Origin of the sequence: Nonomuraea sp. NPDC050783 (assembly GCF_040802095.1) — a bacterium.
Taxonomy (GTDB): Bacteria; Actinomycetota; Actinomycetes; order Streptosporangiales; family Streptosporangiaceae; genus Nonomuraea.
On the sequence record NZ_JBFAHK010000042.1, the window covers coordinates 1 to 15,555 of the forward strand.

The window sequence follows — 15,555 nt, forward strand, 5'->3', positions numbered from 1 at the left end:
GGCACGGCTACCGGCCGGAACGCCCGAACCGTGATCTACTCAGCGGGTCCGATCACGGAATGTGTGCCTGATCCAGTATTCACGCGTCGTCGACAGAAACAGGCCGAGACACCTCGGCGTCGCGCCCCAACCCATGGCCCTTCACCGACAACAAAACCTGAATGAGTCCCGCCCGAAACCGTCTATCTCAACATGGTGGGCCACCGGTCAGCACGTGCCCCTCTCACCGACTCCATGGTGAAGTGATAGTCCGTAGCTCCCAGATGTGTGGATGCTGTTGCAAACCGTGGCCTCCACGGGTGTTGTGGGCCTCGGTTCTAGGGACGGACGATGACAAGGTGAGCGCTGAGAGCGAACGCCATGCGCGAGCCAAGCCTGACAACGGGCGCTCTGGGGGCGTGCCTGGGCGATGAGCCGGTATGTGGTGCTCGGACGCAGCGGCGGCCCTGGTCACGCAGCGGGTTCGTGACGGACATGATGCCGGCGCCGCGGCCGTCCGGGGAGGCGTCCAGCCGAGGTAGGGGGCGTCGTGGAGAGCCTGGCGGGCTCCCAGGGCGAGTTCGTCGCTCATGGCCATGGCGAGAGGGCGCGGGGCGAGCCGGGTGGCGAGCCGACGGGCCGCCTCGGCGTCGTCTTGGCGGCTGTTGCGTGCCACAACGGCTACCGGGACGTCCGCCCAGCTCAGGCCGGTCGCTTCGATGGCGGCGCGGTAGTCGTCCAGTCGGGCAGCGGTGACAGGAACCGGCACGGGTGGCGGCAGGTCCGCGCCGGTGCCGGCCAGGGCTCGCGGTCGCGGTCGAGCGGGAACGCGATGACCACGGGCGTCCGGCTGTCGCGCAGCCCGTGGGCGGCGACGGTGCGGGCGGCCTCGTGGTCGTCCTGGGTGACGCAGGTGATGCCCTCGCGGGTGGGGCCGCTCTGGACGACGGCGGGTCGGGGGTCCTCCTCGACGCACCTACGCGGCCTCCGCCAGGAACCGGGCCGCCTGCGGATCGTTGAAGGCGTACATCAGGTGCTCGCTGAACACCATGCCGAGCTGCCGCGTCCGGCCGGACTTCGGCGCGCGGCCAGCGGCGGCTCAATGGTCGGATAGCAGTTTACAGTTCCGCCGCCGTTCTCCGGGCAGACTGCGCTGCAGTCTCATGGCATGCCCAGCCAGTCACGGGGCCGGAGTATCGATCGCAGCACGGTGGGGCGCCCGATCGTCTCTCAGGCGGCCATCATCGCCGTCACCGCCGACAACCACCGCAAGGTCCTCGGCCTGACCGTCAGCGAGCAGGCGTTCTGGACCGAGTTCCTGCGTTCCCTGCGCTCCATGGCCCTGCACGGCGTCCGCCTGGCGACGCTGTCGAGTCCACTGAAGCAGTAGGGGATCGACGAGGGATACGGTTGGGCCTGCGGTTGCACCACTCGACCTGACTGGATGGCGAGGCCGGGGCGGGGGTGGCATGCTGAGGCCGGTGAGGATGATCAATATAGCGGTCGTGGTCTTAGCGGTCGCGGCACTGTTCTTCACCCTGGCCTATGGGTATGCGGCGGTGAATCTGACAATGTGCAAGATACGTGTGGCGCGGCAGCAGCCTGTGCTGGAGCGCGACGTGACCCGGTTGTTCCCCGCGGACTCGGTCACAGCCATCAACCGTGAAGACAACTGCCAGTTCGAACCGGACCCTGACTTGATTCCCTCCCCGAGCGCCAGCGTGGTCGTAGTGGTGGCGGGTGTCCAGCATGTGCGGAATGCGCTGGCGGTGATGCACCGGGAAGGCTGGCGATTCGGTGAGCCCTTCGAGGAAATCGATCTGTTCGGCCATTTTCCGGAGCTGACGAAGAAGTTCTCGCATGGCACCGTCGATGCGGTCGTTGAGGTGATGTCGGACGGCGCCCCTAGGTCTGGCGGTTCCGGGGTGCCTACCTGGGAGTTCGAGTTCAGCTATTTATGAGCCTCGAAAGCTCGGTGTGCTGTTGGGGCCCTTTCCCGGCGCCACGCGCCGTGCACCAGCCGCCGCAGCGAGCGCGGTCTGACGAACCTGCCCGGCAGGTCGCTCTGGCCCAGACCAACACGCCAAGCCTGTAGTCGCGACGGTGCCAGAACGACGGCCGTAACAACCACGAGTTCATCGAGGCGATGAATGACAGCAAAGAGCGCTCCCAGCCACCGGCTCTCGATCAGGTGGCGGCAGCACCGTGTGCGGATCGCCATGGCCGGGACGGGTTCTTGCATGATGCTCCTGCTCCTGCTCTTCGGCAGTAGCGAGGTCGTGCTGTCCGGATTATGCAGCGGTGGCACTTGTGCTGATGGGGGTACGTCGATCTTTTGAAGGCAACGCTCATTCTGCCTCCCTTCGCCGCTCTGCTCTTCGCCTGCTCCTGCTTGTTCTCCCGGACGGGAATGGTCGGCAGGCAGTTCCGGGTCCAGGTTCTGGCCTTCTCAGTGGTCGTGATCGTATGGGTCGTCGCGTTGAAAATTCTCAGATACGTCGAGGATGCCGCCCGCTTCTGACAATGTCTTGGCCGTCAGCGGCGGGCCGCCCGCAGGTCGTGGTGAGACGCTGACCCGCCTGCGCACCAAACTCGGAGACGGCGCTCTGCTGACCGACCTGGCGGCCGAGCCGACGGCGGCGGTATTCACCGCGGTGTGGGAGCGCGGCCGACCGCACCTGGAACCGCCACCGCTCCGCCGTGCGCTCCTTCACCACCTAGTGTCCTGAGTCAGTAATTCGTCTGGTGTTCATGATTATGAGGCGTCCGGGACCGAAGGCGGAGCCGCTGCATTTGACCGAGAGCGAGCGGGCCGAGCTTGAGCGGTGGGTACGGCGGCGTAAGGGCGCTCAGGACATGACGCTAAGGGCTCGGCTGATCCTGGCCTGTGACGCGATCGGCGAGGACGGCCTGCCCGTGTCCACCAAGGTGGTGGCCGGGAGATCGGGGTGTCGCGCGAGACGGTCTCGAAGTGGCGTCGGCGCTTCCTGGCTGATCGGCTGATGGGTCTGGCCGACGAGCCGCGTCCAGGCCGGCCGCGGTCGCGCGGCGTGGGCAGCAGCGCCTGCTGAGCCGGGTCCAGCCGTTGCCACCGCTGTGGGCACACCTGCCGCGACCAGAGCGATCAGGATGAAAAGACTCACCAGGAACCCCTTCGCGATGTCAGCCATGTCCTGCCGGACGAGGTTCGAGTGTCCACGGGCATCTGCTGCTCCGGCCTCCCGCTGATGGACCGGCCGTTCCCCGCCGCGTCGGCGTGCCTCACTGGTTTCCAAGTGGATGACAAGACCTCATTGACAGCCTGTGGGCGCAAGCGACGACAAGACGAACTTCAGGAAGCGAGGAAAAGAGTTGATCATCAAAAAGCTCCTTCTCCCCCTGCTGACGGCGGCCGCCGTGGCGTCCTCCGCGACCGTCTCGCACGCCAGCGTGGCGGACCGCCTGGCGGCCACACCGCTGAATCCCTGTCCTTCCGGCAGCACCGTGGTGTCGATCGCGTCCGGGCCGTTGGAGATTTCCAGCAGCGACCCGGCGCCCACGCTCAACGTTCGCCTCATGTGTTACAACACGACCACGAAGAAACTCGCCCCCATCGAGGCCGGTCAGGAGATCAACCTGGAGGTCCTGGGCGTGTGGGCGACGTCGGAGGCGGCGTTATGGGACCACACCCTGCGCAACGAGAACACCGCGTGGCCGTACGACAATGACACGGCGAACGCGTCGTACAAGAACTTCACGAAGGCGTACGGTCAGTACACCATGCCCGATGCGGGCTGGAACAAGCTCAAGAACGTCGGCAAGCCCGACACGTGGGGAGTGCTCTACTGGCAGACCTGGGTCTGCCACCGCAACCCGGGCGATCCCGAGCCGGGCGGGTGCCTTCTCTACAAGCAGCCCGAGTTGCTGTTCATCGACCACACCTGAGGGGCGCGGGGCGCGGGGCGCGCATGCTCACCCGCCGGCCTCGAAGGACAACTCCTGGACCAGGATGTTCCCCCACCTTCAGCTCTGCCGGCCTGTGACGGGGTCAACCATCGAGCGGGCTCAGGCAGCCGTAGGGCTACCTGAGCTTGTTCGTCACCCAGTCAACGACGATGAGCACCGTCCGCGCTGCGAACGCGTACGGACTTCGACGTGCGGACCCGGGCGCCTCGGAAGTGTTCTCACCAAAGCCGCACGTGGACGCGATGGTCGATTGCCGTTGCTTCCTGGCGTGACCAGGAGTCATGCGATGGGTGCCCGCCCCCGGGGGTGGGCACCCATCGCAGTCCGCGGCCGCTACGTGGGGCGGTAGGGGTTGGCGTTGGCCGCGCTCTTCCCGTCGTCTTCGCCTGGGCGGGGCCGGCACGGCGGCATCCTCGCGATCACCCGGATGTACCGGCTCCGGTCGCCAGCCGCTCCCTGACGGCCAGGGCGACGGCGAGCGCCTGCGGGCCGAGCAGCAACGCGGCGCACAGCAGCGCGTACCAGAACCGGAAGCTGAACGGCCCGAGCGCCAGTCCGCCGGCCGCCCACGCCAGCACGGTCCCCACGACCGGCAGCACGAACACGGCGAACCAGGCCAGCACCCCGGCGAACCCCGCCAGCCACACCCAGCGGAACCAGCGCCCCGCCCGCACGTCGGCGGGAGCGGCCCGGTCCAGCTCGGCCGCCTGCTCGGGAGTCAGACGGCCGAACGCGCGCCGCAGCAGCAGCGTCTTGACCCGCCACAAATCACGGCAACCGAGTGCGTTGACCAGCACCGCGTACAGATCGGTACGCAGGAAGACCATGCACTGCCACAGCATGCCCGCCAGCTTCAGGAACACCCACACGGCGAGCGTCGCGTCCACCGCCGCGGGCGCCGCCCACAGCCCCTCGTGGATCAGCAGGCGGGCAGCCAGCAGCACGCTGAGCAGGACCACGTCCACCGCCATCCCGCCGAGCAGCGGCCCGTAGCGCTGCCGGCGCGGCACCGTCCACAGCTGGGTGAGGTCGGTCTCGAAGACCAGCAGCATGACCCGCTGGTCCACGCCGAAACGGGCGCTGATGCCGATCGCCCGGGCGGCCAGCCAGTGCCCGCACTCGTGCAGCGCGGTCGACACTATGACGAACGGCATCAGCAGCAGCGCGCTCAGCCCCACGTCCTCCAGCAGGAACGCGTCCTGCTCCGGGCTCGGGAACAGCGACGGCCGGACCGCGAAGACTGCCACACTGGACAGCGCGAGCAGGCCGTAGACGGTCCAGGCCACCGGGCCGAAGAACGGCTGTGCCGCCCGCTGGCTCACCCCGGCGAACCAGCGCCGTGACTGGATGGGCGCGGTACGCACGGCCTCGCGCTCCTCGCCCGGCCGGTCGTCCACGAAACCGAGCTCGGCAAGCGTCGCCATGAACGCGGGCATGTCGACCGGCTCCCCCGCGAACGCCTCGGCCTCTGCCCCGGCCTCCTCGGCGGTCGCGCCGCGCTGCAACGCCGCGATCACCACGCCGCCCACCGCGGGCATGGTCACGAACGTCCCGGTGCCGGGATCGCCGACCAGGACCTCCTCACCCTCTTCGACCAGCGTCAGCGGGCGCAGCCGGACGTCCATGCCTCACCGCCGCGCCAGCGCGCACGCCGGGCAGTCCGGATCGCGCGAAAACGGCACCCAGGCGGGGACAAGCCCGTCACGCAGATCGAGGACGACCCGCCCTCCGGCCGCGCGCGGCGGCTCGACCCCCGTCAAGTAACGCATGACCTCGTACGCGATCAGCGACCCGACCTGCATCGCCATCGGCCCGGTGAGCCCGTTGGAGAGCTGGAGCCCCCGGGCGAGCCGGTGCGCCACCCCTGCGGACGTGCGCTCCTCCGGCCCCGGCAGGTCCGACTCATCGCAGCGCAGGCAGGCGCTCCGGCCCGGGTCGACGGAGAAGTAGATGAGCTGCGTGCGCGTCATCCCGCCCGCGACCAGCGGCACGCCGGCGCGCAGAACGGCCTCGTTCACCCACAGGTTGGCGCCCGGGGCACCGTCCAGCCCGCCGGCCACCACGTGCACGCCCTCGGTCAGGTCCTTCAGGTCCTCCGGGCCGGAGATCCACCGGTCCACCGCCCGGACCTCGATGCCGGGGTCGTACTCGCGCACCCACTCGGCGGCGCGCTCCACCTTCGACCGGCCGATGTCGGCGTGCCGGTACAGGAACTGGCGGGCGAAGTTGCGCGGTGCGACGTCGTCGCGGTCCACCAGCGTCAGCGCGCCGACGCCCAGCCCGGCCAGGCACTGCACCAGCGAGGAGCCGCCTCCGCCCACGCCGAGCACCAGGACGTGCGCGTCACGCAACCGCCGGACGAAATCCGCGCGCGATATACCCAGGCGAGCGAAGACCCCGAAGAAGGTCAGATTGGAGAAGTGACGCTCGTCGGCAACGGGATCGCCCAGCCGTCGCCCGTCGGCGTCCTCGATCAGGCCGAGATCGTCGAGACCGGCCAGCCCGTCGCGGACCTCCTCGACCGTGACGGCGATGTCCCGCGCCGCCAGCGCGGCGGCCAGTTCCTCGGCCGTCGCGGGCCCGCGGCCGAGCTCGTCCAGGAGCACCGCGACGCGACCCTCGGGATCGGCCAGCGTGAACGCCTCGCGCGGGTCGTGGACCACGACGAGTTCGTCGCCGAGGGGCTCCCAGGCGCATTCCTTCAACATCACTCGCATCGCCACTCCGGACGTTGGGGGGGATTTCGTCGGCCGTGGAGGATCGGGGGACGGGGCGCCGTCCCCCGATCCGCTGAGAGGCGATGCCTCAGACCACGTATTCGGTCGCCTTGACGGCCTCGACCTTGCGAACCTCGATCTTCATGGATGCACCTCCCTCCGGATGTTCTCGATCAAGCTTCCTCTTTGCGCCCACAAGACGCCCACAGCGTCGCCATAGCGTCGCCATAAGGTCGCCGGTGGTCGTCCCCCTCCCCAGGGCAGCCGCACAGGGCGCCCCGGCGGCTGGTGAACAACTCCAGAGACCGCATGATCGCCGGCTTCATGCCGCCGGGCCCTCGTCTCCGCCAGCGTGCAGAACCAGTGCTGAGCGAATCACCCAGAATCGTCCGGTCGAGATGACTCGCTCAGCACCAGTCATCTCGGGGGGTGCGATGGTGGACGGCCCCTGGCCTCGGTCCGCGCCGCAGCGGCGGGCGTCTTCGGCCTCAGCACTGACGGCCCGCACCGGACCGACCTACATTCAGCGGCTCCCGCCGGGAGACGGTCGACGCGGGCCGGCGTGTACGTGCGTACGCATCCCTTGCGGGTCGAACAGGATAAGTAGTTCCACCACGCCGCCGTCGGCGCTGCCCAGCCAGTGCGGCACGGACGTGTCGAACTCGGCCGCCTCACCGGGCGGCAACGTCAGGTCGCGCTCTCCGAGGATGAGCCGCAAGCGTCCGTTGAGCACGTACAGCCATTCGAAGCCGTCGTGGGTCTGCGAGGTAGGTACGAGCGGTTCCGGCTGGGCAGGGATGATCATTTTGAACGCTTGCACCCCGCCCGGCCGCCGGGACAGCGGTACGAAGGTCATCCCGAACCTCCGGATCGGCGTGAGGTGGATCCGGGGGTCGCCGGTGCGCGGAGCGCCTACAAGGTCGTCCAGCGGGACGTTATACGTACGGGCCAGCGGCAGCAGCAACTCCAGGGTCGCCCGACGCTGCCCGCTCTCCAACCGGGACAGCGTGCTCTCCGACACCCCGGTTGTCGTCGCGAGCTCGGCGAGGGTGATCCCGCGGTGACGACGCAGCGCGCGAAGGCGCGGCCCCACAGTCTCGAGCACCTCGTCCATTTCATGGTCCACGGGGCCATCTTGCCAGAACCGCAAGATTTCGTGCCAGATCGGTACGGGCCTGGCGAGACTGGCCGGACACAGATGGAAGGAGCCTTGATGAACGGGACCGAGACGGTCATGTTCTGGGACGGCGTGTACGCGGCACGACCGGCGGCCACCGATCCGCGGCCGAATGCCCGGCTCACCGAAATGGTCGCGAGCCTGCCGCCCGGCGACGCGTTGGACCTCGGATGCGGCGCCGGCGGTGACGCGCTGTGGCTCGCCAGGCAGGGCCGGCACGTCACCGCCGCCGACATCTCGGCCGTGGCGGTCGAACGGCCCGCGGCACTCACCCGCGCACACGGCCTGGGGGATCGCGTCACCGCCGTGCGGCACGACCTGCGCGGGTCTTTCCCCGTACGGCGAATTCGACCTGGACAGGGCGGCCGTCCTGCGCTCGGCCGCGCATGCGTTGCGCCGGGATGGGCGGCTGCCGGTCACCGATCACGTGCTGCTCATCCACCGCCTCGCCTGACACGGGGAACCCTGACACGGGAACCCTGACACGGGGAACAGCGCCGCCCCCACCCCACGAAGGGAGAGAAGACCATCATGGCTGACACCATGGGCCGCCGCCGCGACACTCCGCCGCCCCGGACCGGCAGCAGCGAGGCCGAGATCCTGCGCGGATTCCTCGACTACCTCCGGGCCTCGATCGCCGCAAAGGTCGACGGTGCACCCGAACCGCAGGCGCGAACGACCGCGGTGCCATCAGGCACGAACCTGCTCGGCCTGCTCAACCACCTGACTTTCGTCGAACGCTCGCTCTTCCTCGGCGACGACGTCACCGACTGGCAGGCGACGCTCCAGGCCGCACCAGCCGACAGCGTGGCCGATGTCGTCGCCCGCTACCACGAGACGGTCGAGCGCGCGAACGACGTTCTCGACGAGTGCACCGATCTCGGCGCCCCGCTCCCTCGACCGCGGCCAGACCGCCCCGCTCCCAGCATCCGCTGGGCGCTCACCCACATGATCGAGGAAACTGGCCGCCATGCCGGTCACGCGGACATCCACCGCGAACTGATCGACGGCACGACCGGACGCTGACCCCACCTCCTTCTCCAGGACAAGAACTTCTCCGGGACAAGAACACATGATCACCGCAATCCGGCGGCTGTCGCGCCGCTTCCTCCAACCCGCACGCACGACGGTGACCGTCACGCTCACCCTCCTGCTCACGATCGGTACCGCAGCCTGTTCCGCACCGACCGCCGGCGACGTTCCCTCCTACGCCGTCGCCACCCAGAACGACCCGGAGTTCGACAACACCTTCCGGCACGAGTTCGCCGACGTCGACGGCGTGCGCATGCACTACGTGACCGGCGGCAGCGGCACACCGGTGGTGCTGGTCCACGGCTGGCCACAGACGTGGTACGCCTGGTGGCCGATCATGCCGGCACTCGCCGAACACCACACGGTCTACGCTGTCGACCTTCCAGGACTGGGCGACAGCACCGGCTCACCAGCCGGCTACGACAAAGCCACCCTGGCGCGGTACGTGCACACGTTGATCGCCGACCGACTCAAGATCCAGGACGCCGCCGTCGTCGGCCACGATTTCGGCGCCGCCGTCGCCTTCCAGTACGCCAGCCAATTCCCCGGCGACACCGCACGCCTTGGCTACCTGGACCTGCCGCTACCCGGGCCTGGTATTGACGCGGCCACGTACCGCTCACTGAGCTGGCACATCGCCTTCCACTCCCAGCGACGGGTCCCTGAGGCGATCGTGGGCGACGACGTCCGCGAGTACCTGGCACTGTTCTACCCCCAGGTTTCGTTCGGTGGAACGGCGTTCGGCGGCACCTCAGACCGGTCCCCGTTCACCGACACCGAGATCGACGAGTACGCACGGACCTACAGCCGGCCGGAGGCTCTGTCGGGCGGCTTCGAGCTGTATCGCGCCCTCGACAAAGACGTCCGCGACACCGTGGCAGCGGCATCGGTCCATGTCCCGACCCTGCTCATGACCGCCCAAGGGCAGCTCGACGCGATCCGAGCCACAGTGGCCCCGCGCATGGCCAAGATCGTGCGCGCGGTGGACGTGCCGCGCACCGGGCACTGGCTCGTCGAGGAGAACCCTCAGTTCGTCACTGCGGAGCTGAAGCGATTTCTCGGCTGAGAACAGCGGTGCCATCCGTCGGCCAGGCCCACCTCGGCGACTCATGGCCCGCCCGTAGCGGGTGGAGGCGACGCTGGTGGCTGGCTCGTCAGCCTCGCGACGGGCGCGTCCCGCTGGCGGGAGGTGCCCGGCTCCCGCCGCCGGCCGCGAGCACGGGTGCCTTCAGCCCGGGCTGTTGCGCGAGGGCCTGGATCGCGCTGCCCTCGCTCAGCATCGACCGGTAGAGGCCGATCGCGCCGCGCCGGCCGCTCGACGTCCCCGGTGGAGGCGTCGGGATCATGCGAGCGGCCACGCGGTGAAATCCTGACGCGCGCAGGCGCCCGTGCTCAGCGGCGTCGACGGCAAGAGATGCTCTGGCCGCCCACCCCTCCAGCTTGCGGCCGATCTGCTCGACCCGCGGGTGAAGCCGGCCCGGGACCGGGACACCGAAGCCCATCACAAGAGCACGCCTCACCGCTTCCTCGCTCGCAGGCGCTCGCAGGCGGACGGCAGGGGTGACGAACCAGGCGATGAGCAGGCCTGCGAGCCGACGCTAAGGGGATGGAGCCGTGGGAGGTGGGACCGGCCGCTGGTGTTCCAGGTCGGGCAGGAGCACCGTGCTCTCCTGCTCGCGCGGGTCGGTGCGGGCCAGCACGACCTCGGCCGGATCGCTGTCGCTGAGGTTGACCGGCATGTGCGGGGTGCTGGCCGGGATGTAGATGAACTCGCCCTGACGGGCTTCGAGGTAGTGCTGCAGGTCCTCGCCGTACCAGGCGCCCACAGCGCCCTTGATGACGTAGATGGCCGTCTCATGGTGGTCGTGCTTGTGGGCCCGGCCGCTCCCGGCGGGCGGGATGGTCTGCAGATGCATGCAGATGTTGCGGGCGCCCACGGTCTCGGCGGCGATGCCGGCGAAGAACTGCAGGTGCTGTTTGCCCTCGTACATCACGGCGGAGCGGACGACACGGCAGTGGTCGTCAGGGATTCGGGAGTGATCCACGATGTCTCCTCAGAGCCGGCCGAAGATCAGGTTGCCGGGCGCGTCCGGGTTGGTGCTGCGGTAGAAGTCGCGCTGTGCGGCGTGGATCTCGCTGATGTCGAGATGGCCGCTGGCGTCGGTGTCGAGCCGGTCGAACACTTCGCGGCGTTCGTCATCGGGAAGCGCGGAGATGCCGGGTATGGCGGCGAACTCCTCGTAGGAGATCCGGCCGTCGCCGTCGGTGTCGCAGACGGTGAGGATGGACTCGGCGATGCGGCCGGCCGTCACGGCATAGCCGTGCGTGCGGAACTCCTGGCCGGCGAGGTAGGAGATGAACTCGTCGCGGGTCAGTTGCCCGTCGCTGTCGTCGTCGGCGCTGTGGATGAGGGCGTTCCACATGCTCGCGTACGCGGCCAGGACGTCGCGGCCCTTGGCGGAATCGGGGGCAAGGCCGAACGCCGCCAGGAAGCGTACGGCGCTCGCCTCGAAGTCGTCTTTGGTCAGCACGCCGTCACCGTCGGCGTCGAACAGGGTGAATCGCTTGTCGAATTTGCGGGAGAGGATGTCAGGTCCAGCGCCAGTCATGGCACCTCCGGCTGGGGGAGCGGGACGTCTTGGCAGTACAAGAAAGCTAACATCACGCAAAATAATCGGTCAATCACAGACGGCGACCGGGCGCGTGAGGCCGATAGGGCGGACGTGTCCTTCGCCGTCCGACCGCCAGACGGGTGGCTGGCGTGAATGACGCCGGAAGTGGCCCCTTGATGATTGATGGGGGTGGACGTCTCCCCGCCGATGCTGTCGCACATCGGCGAGGGTGGGGGAGCCATGTCTCCCCGGCGCACGGCGAGAACGTCAACTTCTTCGGCGTGATCACCGTGGACATCGACACCGCATGGGCCGAGCTGGATGCCACCGGCCACCGGCCACCGGCCACTGTGGTTGTCACTTTTCGAAGTTGTGTGCACGGATGCGCGAAGTGGTCTGCACGCTGACGGGCGTGCTGGTGGTACTCGGCTTGATGCGGTGTGGACTCACCCGGTCGAGACGAGCCCGCCTCGTGTGGAGTGGGCTTGGTATTTGTGCAGCCGAGCGGCCCGCACAACGCACGCCCTTCCTGCTCGGCGTTTCTCGTGCGGGGTCGGCCGGTCCGTCCCGGGAACGACGCCCGCCATGCCTGCCACTCGGAGTCCCGGCCGGGTGGCGCCGCATCCGGTGCGCGAGCAGATCCGAGCTGACCCCGAGGATCGCGGCGACGGCCGCCCGGCCCTGGAAGCGCGGGCGGGCGGCCGCCGCGAGCGGCTGCTCAGGTTGTCTTGGGTCCTTGGGCTCTTCTGACAAGTCAGAGCTGGATGATCTTGTCAGGCGGGTCAGGCGGGTCAGGCGGGTCAGGCGTGTTGGCCGTCCCTCCGGATGGGCGTCGGACGTCGGATCGCGTTGACGCGTCATGGCTCAGGCCGGTGAACGCGGGCACGGCCTTCGCGCGGCAATGGCCGTCGCGCGCGCTCCGTACACTGCCGGGAAGTCGCGAACGCCGTAGAGGTGGAGCAGGTGTCAGATCTGGAGATCGCCGCAGAGGTCGCCGCGCCGGTGTCGAGGGGAGCCATTGAACGAGGTCATTGCCCACCTCAAGCATCTCGTGCCATGGGCGCCAAGCGCGTGGCCGCGTTATTCGCGGCTGCCGTCCTGGGTGCGGGGTGCGTCGCCGCGCCGCCGCCGCGAGGTGCGCCCGCGCCGACAGCCGCCTTCCCCAGCAGCGTCGCCGCAGCAACCCCCAAACCCTCTCCGGTCCGTACGGCCCGAGGCCGGGGCTGGCGACTCGTGCACGTCGGCGACCAGCGCGGAACCCGGCTGAGGGCGGTCGCAGCCAGCGGTCCGCGCGACGTGTGGGCGCTCGGCAGCCCGGACGAAGGCGTCGGCCCACTGCTGCTCCTGCACTTCGACGGCCGGCATTGGCGCGAGCGCCCCGCACCCAAGGTGACGTGGGACGCCAAAGATGACGAAAGGTTTCCCGCGCTGGCGGCGACCGGACCGCACGACGCCTGGATCTTCGCCGCCACCGCCGCTCTGACCGCGCACCACTGGGACGGCGAGCGCTGGAGCCGCGTCCCGCTACCGGACATGGATTACAACTCGGGCGAGCGAGCCGGAGCCACCGCCCTCGCACCCGACGACGTGTGGCTGGTGGTTGGAGATCACGCCGCACACTGGGACGGGCGGGCCTGGACGGTCATGCGCCTGCCCGCCTGGGCGGCATCGGTGTCGGCCGCAGCGCCCGACCAGGTGTGGGCGGTCGGCGGCACGAGCCAACCGCTCGCGCAAGGAAGCTCCGGCTCGCAGGCGGCGACCATGCGCTGGGATGGCCGGTCATGGCAGCTGGTCCCCGCGCCCGAGGACCGCACGCCAAGCAGGGAGATCAACAGCCAGGGCCGACCGGACGGCAGCATCCCGAAGATCACGCTCACCCAGGTCGTCGCCCACGGTCCCGACAACGTGTGGGCGATCGGCACCCGTACGGTGTTCGACTACGAGGACGGCAGCAGAGACACCACGATCACCCTGCACTGGGACAGCACGGCATGGTCGTGGATGCCGGGCTCGGCCGACGTCAGCGCGTCCGGCTCCGACAGCGCGGACGGGATCATCCTGGTCGACTGGGATGCTGATCAGGGAGGTTTGAGCGGGACCATCCGGATCGCGCCCGACGGCAGCCGGACCGAACTACCACCGATGGCAGGGGCGAGCCGCAGGAGCGAGATGGACGTCTCGGCGATAAGCGCGGTGCCCGGCACACGGACGGTCTACGCAGTCGGTCTCGTCTATGGCAAGAACTTCGGCCCCATGATCGCCCGCTATCGCTGAGTTCCACCCGCGTGACAGCCGGCCAATTCACCCCCTGCCCCTTCACCCCCTGCCCCCGGCATCGGCTACCACATCATCACCGAGCGCCGCGCCGGGTCAGCAGCACCATGAGGGCGAACTCGCAGTCCGCTCGGCGGCGTCTCCCATGAAAGGAGATCCCCGAGCGTTCATCTAACGAGCGTTTCAGGTACCTCGCGCGTGACGTTTGATGAACGGAGGTGCTCGCCATGGCGCTCATCGGACTGGTCCGGGTCAGCGCCGACAAGCAGAAGACCCAGCGGCAGCATGACGCCCTCGATCCGATCTGCCTGAAGGTCATCGAGGAGAAGGCCAGCGGCAAGCTCGCCACCAGTGACCGGCCCGACCTGCTCACCGCGCTGTCCTACATCCGCGAGGGCGACCTGCTGACCGTCCAGGAAGTCGACCGTCTCGGCCGCAACCTCCTGGAAGGACTGATCGTCCTCAACGACCTGTTCCAACAGGGCGTGGGCGTCAAGGTCCTGGAGGGCATCGGCGCCGGCGAGCACACCGAACGCTCCTTCATCCTCGACCTGGCTCTCGCCCTGGCCGAGGACCGCCGCTCTGTGGTCGACGACGACAAGCGCGCCGCGATCCTCGACCGTCGCCGGCGCGGGGAATCCATCCGCACCATCGCCGCCGGTGTGAAGGTCTCCGTCGGCGTCGTCCACAAGACCCTCGCAGCCGCTGCTGAGGGCAAGCGCGCTCACCAGCCCCCGGCTCCCTGAGGAGCACGCTGTGACGCTGCCGCAGATCCCGCTCGACGACCCGCGTGTGCTGACCCTGGCCAAGGCCCGCCAGCAGTTCGCCCACGACTGCACGTATGTGCCGACGTGGGAGGAAACGACCGAAGAGGAGCGGAACGACAGCCTCCCCGGCGCCCGTAACTACCTGGAGTCAGCGATCGACGCCGAGCTCATCCCAGCGGTGGAACTGATCCACACCGGTCCACTCACCGACCTGGGCAACATCAACCGCCAGATCGAGCGGCAGGCCACCGCCATGGCTACTGCGGCCGCCGACCTGCCGCTGCTGCTCCACCGGTTCCGTACCACCCCCACCGGCGGGATGAGCGTCGGCACTGTGCTGAACAAGCTGGCAGAGACCGCCGAGCACCTCGGCGAGTTCGCCCGCGAGTTCGGCGACCAGGACTGGGTCGACATGGCCGAAGACGAGACCGCGAACTGGCGCAAGGTCCTCGCGGACCTGGAAGCCGCCGCCGCGACCTTCCGCCGCGCTGTGAACCTCATCGGCTAAGCCGAGGCGATTTCCCCCTACCGCCGATGGGAAACGGGCTGGGCTGGCATGGTGACGTCCATGAGCATCGAGCACGAGAGCGTCCAGGTCCGACCCGTCCGCGACGAGGACCGCCCCGCCGTCATGGAGCTCGTCTCCCGGCTCGCGGAGGGGGTGGCGGAATGGCGCGACCCCGAAGCCGTGGTGGACGCGGCCCGCCAGTGGCTCGCCGGCTTCTTCGCCCCCACGCGGGAGCGGCAGGGAGCCGTGTTCGTGGCCGTGGCCGAGGGCGAGGTCGTCGGCGTGGTCTCCGTCAACGCCCACCGGCACTTCACCGGGCCGGTCGAGGCTTACATCGGCGAGCTGGCCGTCGCCCCGCACGCCGCTCGTACGGGGGTGGGCCGGCGGCTCGTGAGCGCGGCGGAGGACTGGGCGCGCCGGCAGGGCCTGCGCCACGTGACGCTGGAGACGGCGGCGGGCAACACGACCGCTCAGCGGTTCTACGCCGCCGTGGGTTACCGGGAGGAGGCGGTCCGGTTCACCCGCGTGCTCGACTGACCGTGGC

15 protein-coding genes and 2 pseudogenes are annotated in these 15,555 nt (G+C 69.1%); 11 read left to right on the forward strand and 6 right to left on the reverse strand.

Going from position 1 to position 15,555, the window contains the following annotated elements:
* Positions 1-1,201 precede the first annotated feature (1,201 nt).
* From AB0H75_RS48235 to AB0H75_RS48245, 3 genes and pseudogenes are all read left to right on the forward strand, one after another.
* Positions 1,202-1,339, forward strand: a pseudogene (locus AB0H75_RS48235) (transposase); the annotation flags it as partial.
* A gap of 121 nt (positions 1,340-1,460) precedes the next feature.
* Complete coding sequence (locus AB0H75_RS48240) at positions 1,461-1,940, forward strand: hypothetical protein (RefSeq protein WP_367808459.1); 480 nt, start codon at positions 1,461-1,463, stop codon at positions 1,938-1,940.
* A gap of 987 nt (positions 1,941-2,927) precedes the next feature.
* The gene (locus tag AB0H75_RS48245) at positions 2,928-3,050 is read left to right on the forward strand and encodes a helix-turn-helix domain-containing protein (RefSeq protein WP_367808461.1); all 123 of its coding nucleotides are present in this window, start codon (positions 2,928-2,930) and stop codon (positions 3,048-3,050) included.
* Between the two features lie 219 nt (positions 3,051-3,269).
* Here AB0H75_RS48245 and AB0H75_RS48250 read toward each other — a convergent pair whose 3' ends face one another.
* Positions 3,270-3,524, reverse strand: a complete 255-nt coding sequence (locus AB0H75_RS48250) for a hypothetical protein (RefSeq protein ID WP_367808463.1) — start codon at positions 3,522-3,524, stop codon at positions 3,270-3,272.
* A 10-nt stretch (positions 3,525-3,534) separates the two neighbouring features.
* On the opposite strand from AB0H75_RS48250, the gene AB0H75_RS48255 reads away from it, so the two are divergent.
* Positions 3,535-3,903, forward strand: a complete 369-nt coding sequence (locus AB0H75_RS48255) for a hypothetical protein (protein ID WP_367808465.1) — start codon at positions 3,535-3,537, stop codon at positions 3,901-3,903.
* A 440-nt stretch (positions 3,904-4,343) separates the two neighbouring features.
* Here AB0H75_RS48255 and AB0H75_RS48260 read toward each other — a convergent pair whose 3' ends face one another.
* From AB0H75_RS48260 to AB0H75_RS48270, 3 genes are all read right to left on the reverse strand, one after another.
* Positions 4,344-5,549, reverse strand: a complete 1,206-nt coding sequence (locus AB0H75_RS48260) for a hypothetical protein (protein ID WP_367808467.1) — start codon at positions 5,547-5,549, stop codon at positions 4,344-4,346.
* 3 nt (positions 5,550-5,552) lie between these two features.
* Positions 5,553-6,641, reverse strand: coding sequence for a ThiF family adenylyltransferase (locus tag AB0H75_RS48265; protein WP_367808469.1), 1,089 nt, complete (start codon positions 6,639-6,641; stop codon positions 5,553-5,555).
* Positions 6,642-7,164: 523 nt separating this feature from the next.
* Positions 7,165-7,767, reverse strand: a complete 603-nt coding sequence (locus AB0H75_RS48270) for a helix-turn-helix domain-containing protein (RefSeq protein WP_367808471.1) — start codon at positions 7,765-7,767, stop codon at positions 7,165-7,167.
* A gap of 87 nt (positions 7,768-7,854) precedes the next feature.
* Between AB0H75_RS48270 and AB0H75_RS48275 the strand changes: the two are divergent.
* From AB0H75_RS48275 to AB0H75_RS48285, 3 genes and pseudogenes are all read left to right on the forward strand, one after another.
* A pseudogene (locus tag AB0H75_RS48275) lies at positions 7,855-8,245 on the forward strand (cyclopropane-fatty-acyl-phospholipid synthase family protein); the annotation flags it as partial.
* 104 nt (positions 8,246-8,349) lie between these two features.
* Positions 8,350-8,844 carry a DinB family protein gene (locus tag AB0H75_RS48280; protein ID WP_367808473.1) on the forward strand — a complete coding sequence of 165 codons (495 nt, stop codon included), beginning with the start codon at positions 8,350-8,352 and terminating at the stop codon, positions 8,842-8,844.
* A 46-nt stretch (positions 8,845-8,890) separates the two neighbouring features.
* Positions 8,891-9,916 (forward strand): alpha/beta fold hydrolase, encoded by a 1,026-nt coding sequence (locus tag AB0H75_RS48285; RefSeq protein WP_367808475.1) that lies wholly within the window; start codon positions 8,891-8,893, stop codon positions 9,914-9,916.
* 532 nt (positions 9,917-10,448) lie between these two features.
* Here the strand turns inward: AB0H75_RS48285 and AB0H75_RS48290 are convergent.
* Together AB0H75_RS48290 and AB0H75_RS48295 are read right to left on the reverse strand one after the other, a co-directional pair.
* Positions 10,449-10,895: a cupin domain-containing protein gene (locus tag AB0H75_RS48290; protein WP_367808477.1), complete on the reverse strand. Its 447-nt coding sequence runs from the start codon at positions 10,893-10,895 to the stop codon at positions 10,449-10,451.
* A gap of 9 nt (positions 10,896-10,904) precedes the next feature.
* A complete protein-coding gene (locus AB0H75_RS48295; protein WP_367808479.1) occupies positions 10,905-11,459 on the reverse strand; it encodes an EF-hand domain-containing protein in 555 nt (184 codons plus the stop codon).
* 1,236 nt (positions 11,460-12,695) lie between these two features.
* Here AB0H75_RS48295 and AB0H75_RS48300 point away from each other — a divergent pair.
* The 4 genes from AB0H75_RS48300 to AB0H75_RS48315 all read left to right on the forward strand — a co-directional run bounded on the left by AB0H75_RS48300 (position 12,696) and on the right by AB0H75_RS48315 (position 15,548).
* Complete coding sequence (locus AB0H75_RS48300; RefSeq protein WP_367808481.1) at positions 12,696-13,736, forward strand: hypothetical protein; 1,041 nt, start codon at positions 12,696-12,698, stop codon at positions 13,734-13,736.
* Between the two features lie 227 nt (positions 13,737-13,963).
* Entirely contained in the window at positions 13,964-14,482 is a 519-nt protein-coding gene (locus tag AB0H75_RS48305) for a recombinase family protein (RefSeq protein WP_367808551.1), read from the forward strand.
* A 10-nt stretch (positions 14,483-14,492) separates the two neighbouring features.
* Positions 14,493-15,011, forward strand: coding sequence for a hypothetical protein (locus AB0H75_RS48310; RefSeq protein ID WP_367808483.1), 519 nt, complete (start codon positions 14,493-14,495; stop codon positions 15,009-15,011).
* A gap of 60 nt (positions 15,012-15,071) precedes the next feature.
* The gene (locus AB0H75_RS48315; RefSeq protein ID WP_367808485.1) at positions 15,072-15,548 is read left to right on the forward strand and encodes a GNAT family N-acetyltransferase; all 477 of its coding nucleotides are present in this window, start codon (positions 15,072-15,074) and stop codon (positions 15,546-15,548) included.
* The last annotated feature ends 7 nt before the right edge of the window (positions 15,549-15,555 follow it).

What these genes read in the sequence shown, in the direction of transcription:
- AB0H75_RS48260 (WP_367808467.1), bottom strand. Translation starts at nt 5,549, where the DNA reads ATGGACGTCCGGCTGCGCCCGCTGACGCTGGTCGAAGAGGGTGAGGAG.
- AB0H75_RS48295 (WP_367808479.1), bottom strand. Translation starts at nt 11,459, where the DNA reads ATGACTGGCGCTGGACCTGACATCCTCTCCCGCAAATTCGACAAGCGA.
- AB0H75_RS48265 (WP_367808469.1), bottom strand. Translation starts at nt 6,641, where the DNA reads ATGCGAGTGATGTTGAAGGAATGCGCCTGGGAGCCCCTCGGCGACGAA.
- AB0H75_RS48285 (WP_367808475.1), top strand. Translation starts at nt 8,891, where the DNA reads ATGATCACCGCAATCCGGCGGCTGTCGCGCCGCTTCCTCCAACCCGCA.
- AB0H75_RS48305 (WP_367808551.1), top strand. Translation starts at nt 13,964, where the DNA reads ATGGCGCTCATCGGACTGGTCCGGGTCAGCGCCGACAAGCAGAAGACC.
- AB0H75_RS48280 (WP_367808473.1), top strand. Translation starts at nt 8,350, where the DNA reads ATGGCTGACACCATGGGCCGCCGCCGCGACACTCCGCCGCCCCGGACC.
- AB0H75_RS48255 (WP_367808465.1), top strand. Translation starts at nt 3,535, where the DNA reads ATGTGTTACAACACGACCACGAAGAAACTCGCCCCCATCGAGGCCGGT.
- AB0H75_RS48315 (WP_367808485.1), top strand. Translation starts at nt 15,072, where the DNA reads ATGAGCATCGAGCACGAGAGCGTCCAGGTCCGACCCGTCCGCGACGAG.